Below are 4128 nucleotides of genomic sequence, written 5' to 3' on the forward strand. Positions count from 1 at the left end.
AAAGGTGCGCAAAGGTGCGCTTTTTATGCATCATTTCTCTAACTACCTGTAAGGAGAACTCCGTCAGAACAAGGATGTATAAAAAGTTGCATAAAGTAGAAATCGTAGCCTTATGAGAACCCTTATGCGAGAAGGGTTCTTTTTTGTGATGTGTTCCGGAAAGAGACATTATGTCAACTAACTTTGTATACCATATACGGCCTAAACAGAGAAAAAAACTACCTTTAACTAAGGTAGTTTTCTCTACACACATTTGTTGTTAGGACGATGTTTTGTAACATCATGAGTAGTTTGCTCAAAGGTTGCAGCAGCTATGCAACCTTTACATAGCAAATTTGCAATATCCTATTGCATGAGTAAAAGAAAGAGCAGGCTTAAGCCTGCTCTTATAGCCTTAAAGGCTATTCTATGGTTAAGAAGTACGTATTAGCTTTTGTGAGGGTTCTTGATGTAAATTCTGAAACTGTTGAACAGCTTCTGTCATAGATGGTGTATTCAACTTCTTTAAGATACTTCTTCTTTGATTCTTAATCGTGCACTCTTCTTTATGGAGAATGTCTTGTATCTCTGAAATAGAATGACCATCAATAGCAAGAGCAAAGACTTCTTGTTCTGCTTTAGTAAACTGATTCATGAAGACTTTCTCTTTCAGGATTTTGCATTCTTCTTCTACACTTTTCAGTCGAGCAACTTCATCAACTAAATCAGAAGCTACACTTAAGATATTTTCAATACCCATTAATAGTTTTTCGCTTTGATCCATGATAAGACCCTCCTATTTTTTGAGGGCAACCCATGCTATAATAAAATTGCATTCGAAAATTCATTAAGCAATGGGGTGTTTCTCTGCCAGGAGAAATGCCCTTTTTGTTTTATTTAGTTTTAACTTGCTGCTACTCGTTGGAATCACCTCCTTAATCTATTTATCTTCTTTTTTATCAATCTCGTTATATTGCATTAAAACGTTTAATCTTGAGTTTTTACCGCCTTTGAAGATTTTATCTGGATTGATTTGATAAGTCCCTGCTCTAATCTTTTTTAGAAAGTCTGATTCTTGTAGAGCTTTCATTGTTTCAGCAATGGTAGGCTGAGAAATTCCTATCTTTTGTTCAATTTCTTTATAGGTCATTAAGAACATGTTCTCGCTGTTAAGGTTATCCATTATGAATGTAAGAACTTTAAGTTTCTTATTCCCTATTAAATCAAGGCTTTCAACTACATGACCTAACCAGATTTTATGGAAATTGGCATCTCGTTCTTCAATGCTTATGACTTCCATCTCTTCAATTTCTCCGGTTTCTGAATTTATGTATTTTTTAGTTCCTACAACTTTTGTTGCTTTTCTTGTTACTCCTTTTTTGCGTTTGTAATTAGACATTTTTTTAACTCCTTTATAGCAAAATAATCCAGTAACTTTTTCTTATTTTGAGTATATAATAAACAGTCGTTTAAGTAAACACTTAAATCATATTTAAGTAAACACTTAAAAAAATTTAAGTAAACACTTAAAAAAATTTAAGTGTCCAAATCACCCACGAACCCTTGATATAACAACGTTTTTCTAACATTCTATCTTTTTTTCACTCTTATCTATAAATATATTTGCTATTTTCCATGCAAGGTTCGAGTAGTATTTTTTAAGAAAATCACTTAAAAAATCTCCACTCTTTTCTCCTTGCATTTCAAATTTCGGCAGGTGAGGGCATATCGCCAAGCCGACCATACCCAAAACGAAGTTAATCATGATCGGCTTGGACTAGCAATTGTACCTGCCGAACCGCCAGAGCAATCGTCCTAAAATATCTCTTACCTTAAATTTTAAATAACGTAAAAGGGGACTAGTCCCCAAACCCCTAGCCAGCACTCCACCCCAAAACGAAGTCAAACATCAAATTAATTAATCATTTATCAATTGATTAGATAGGAATTTCTCAAACATTCGACGAAAATGTACATAGTTTCTTAATGAGTGATTAGTAATCAATTAATTAATTCGACTGATTAATTAAGGAGTGAGTTTGTATGATGGATTGGATGAATATTAATGAGATTTCAAAAGTTATTGATACACCTGCTCCAACTGTAAGAAGATATATTCAAAAACATCAAGCTTTTCTAAATACTAAGAAGCAAGGTAAAAAGATCTTATTACACCCTGATTCAATAGAACTCCTGAAAAAAATCAGAAAATGGTATGTAGTTGATAACATGATTGATATTGAAATAGATAATAAGCTTAAAGCCAGTGGTTACAAGGCTGTTATTGATGTTGAATCAATCAATCATGAATCAATTGAACAAGAATTGGACTCTTCTTCTTTAGATTTTGTGAAAGCTATGTTTAAAGAACAAAGAGCGATTAATGAGCAACTTATGGAGAATAACAAGTTATTGGTTGAAGAAATAAAAGAAATCAAACAGAGTTATAAAGAGAGCGAAAGTAAAAGAGAACAAAGGGATCTAGCTTTGATGGAGATTGTACGATCGATGCAAGAAACAAAAAAATCAATCGCTGCCTCAGAAGAAAAAAAGAAGTGGTGGGAGTTTTGGAAATAATGTAATTTCATGGGGAATAATGTCGGGAATTTGAGAATAAACATGTAGCATACATAGAGATAAGACCGCCTTATATACTTATAGATAATGGGCGGTCTTTGTTATGAGTATTCTCTAATTTCGAACGGTTGTCTAATTACATAAACAAAGTGTAGACGTATTAGTGAAACTGAAAATACAGGATATATATAAAGCTTATAATTGGCAATTTCTAAGGGAGGGGGGGATATTTTTTGTCTGATGATAAAAAAGAAAGGATAACAACAGGAATTGGAATATGTCTAGGGTTGGCTTTTGGGGCTATTTTCGGTTTGCTTTTTGATAATCTCGCCCTAGGCCTTGGAATAGGTAGTGCAGTAGGATTAGCAATTGGGTTGGGCAAGTGAACAAAAGAGTTTTATAAGGAATAAGAGTACTATATTCCGCGATTGTCAATGGTAAGCGGACCGTAGGGAGCATTAAGGAATTGATAATCTCTCCACACCAAGACCCTCTTGGCACTCAAACAAACGCGTTTGTTTGACGCCAACCGGCGAGGGAGCCCCCTCAAAAAAGTGAGGGGGTTGGGGGAGTTTTTAGGATGGGGTTAAGGGGAAAGGTTCCCCTTACAGGTGGTGGACAGCGTCCACGGTCTTAAAGAAAAAGGGCATCCGTGAAGGATGTCTTTTTTCTTTTTGGCGGAGCCAAACACAGGGAGGAACGCCGACCGCCCACCTCGTAGAGCGCGCTCCCAATTTGACCGAAGGTGAAAAATTGGTGTAGTGCGTTACACCAAATCTAAAATTGTGGTTTCCTCTACCTAAGAACAGTGGTCAAAATGAGGGATTGAGGGATGGCCAAATATAGGATTATCCGCATGCAAAAGCTCCAGAAAGACGCAATAACAGGTATTCAGAAACACAACCAACGAGAAAGAAAAGATAGCAAAAAGAAAAGGTTAAAAGATAACTAGATACCCCATATGAAGCTCATATAAGCTATCTGAGCGACGAATTTTAAAAATAGGAACTGAGATATAAAAAAGCAAAATAATCTCTTAAAAAGGAAAATAAAGAGAGGGTATTAAATAGTGAAGATGACCTGGGAAGGTACTTTTATTTTTAAATTGACATAATCATTAATATTTTCAAAATATTTACCGATGACATGTCTGACAAAAAACATTATAATGATAATTGGACTACTTAATCGATAAGTCTACTAATCTAAGGTCACCAGATCAGGAATAGCGTTCCTCTTTTAAGAGAAACGCTATTTTCTTTTATAAATGTTGATATAACATATTCTAGACCAAAATAAAAAGCTACCTCTGGTCGTCAGTAGAGGCAGCTTTTTATTTTGGTAATTATTTTCATAAGGTAGAAATATCATTGAACAAATAATAACATAATTTTGCCATAAGGACTACATTTTACCGTACAAGCATATGTATAAAAGGTGCGCTTTTTATGCATCATTTCTCTAACTACCTGTAAGGAGAACTCCGTCAGAACAAGGATGTATAAAAAGTTGCATAAAGTAGAAATCGTAGCCTTATGAGAACCCTTATGCGAGAAGGGTTCTTTTTTGTGA

General features: G+C 34.8%; 6 protein-coding genes. 3 read left to right on the forward strand and 3 right to left on the reverse strand.

Annotated elements, in window-relative coordinates; genetic code table 11:
• Positions 1-412 precede the first annotated feature (412 nt).
• Together AB4061_RS40270 and AB4061_RS40275 are read right to left on the reverse strand one after the other, a co-directional pair.
• Positions 413-763, reverse strand: a complete 351-nt coding sequence (locus AB4061_RS40270; protein WP_055992600.1) for a helix-turn-helix transcriptional regulator — start codon at positions 761-763, stop codon at positions 413-415.
• Between the two features lie 156 nt (positions 764-919).
• Positions 920-1378 (reverse strand): replication/maintenance protein RepL, encoded by a 459-nt coding sequence (locus tag AB4061_RS40275; RefSeq protein ID WP_055992603.1) that lies wholly within the window; start codon positions 1376-1378, stop codon positions 920-922.
• Positions 1379-2022: 644 nt separating this feature from the next.
• Between AB4061_RS40275 and AB4061_RS40280 the strand changes: the two genes are divergently transcribed.
• From AB4061_RS40280 to AB4061_RS40290, 3 genes are all read left to right on the forward strand, one after another.
• Positions 2023-2556 carry a DUF3967 domain-containing protein gene (locus tag AB4061_RS40280; protein WP_055992609.1) on the forward strand — a complete coding sequence of 178 codons (534 nt, stop codon included), beginning with the start codon at positions 2023-2025 and terminating at the stop codon, positions 2554-2556.
• Between the two features lie 233 nt (positions 2557-2789).
• Entirely contained in the window at positions 2790-2942 is a 153-nt protein-coding gene (locus AB4061_RS40285; RefSeq protein ID WP_098998102.1) for a glycine zipper family protein, read from the forward strand.
• A gap of 446 nt (positions 2943-3388) precedes the next feature.
• Positions 3389-3508: a plasmid recombination protein gene (locus tag AB4061_RS40290; protein ID WP_328125862.1), complete on the forward strand. Its 120-nt coding sequence runs from the start codon at positions 3389-3391 to the stop codon at positions 3506-3508.
• Between the two features lie 415 nt (positions 3509-3923).
• Here the strand turns inward: AB4061_RS40290 and AB4061_RS40295 are convergent.
• On the reverse strand, positions 3924-4128 hold a 205-nt coding region (locus AB4061_RS40295), incomplete at its 5' end, for a hypothetical protein (RefSeq protein ID WP_441641617.1).

It is taken from the genome of Cupriavidus sp. YAF13, assembly GCF_052113425.1.
Classification (GTDB): domain Bacteria; phylum Pseudomonadota; class Gammaproteobacteria; order Burkholderiales; family Burkholderiaceae; genus Cupriavidus.

Excerpts from the sequence above, each read along its gene's own strand:
- AB4061_RS40270 (WP_055992600.1), bottom strand. The coding sequence starts at position 763 with ATGGATCAAAGCGAAAAACTATTAATGGGTATTGAAAATATCTTAAGT.
- AB4061_RS40275 (WP_055992603.1), bottom strand. The coding sequence starts at position 1,378 with ATGTCTAATTACAAACGCAAAAAAGGAGTAACAAGAAAAGCAACAAAA.
- AB4061_RS40280 (WP_055992609.1), top strand. The coding sequence starts at position 2,023 with ATGATGGATTGGATGAATATTAATGAGATTTCAAAAGTTATTGATACA.
- AB4061_RS40290 (WP_328125862.1), top strand. The coding sequence starts at position 3,389 with ATGGCCAAATATAGGATTATCCGCATGCAAAAGCTCCAGAAAGACGCA.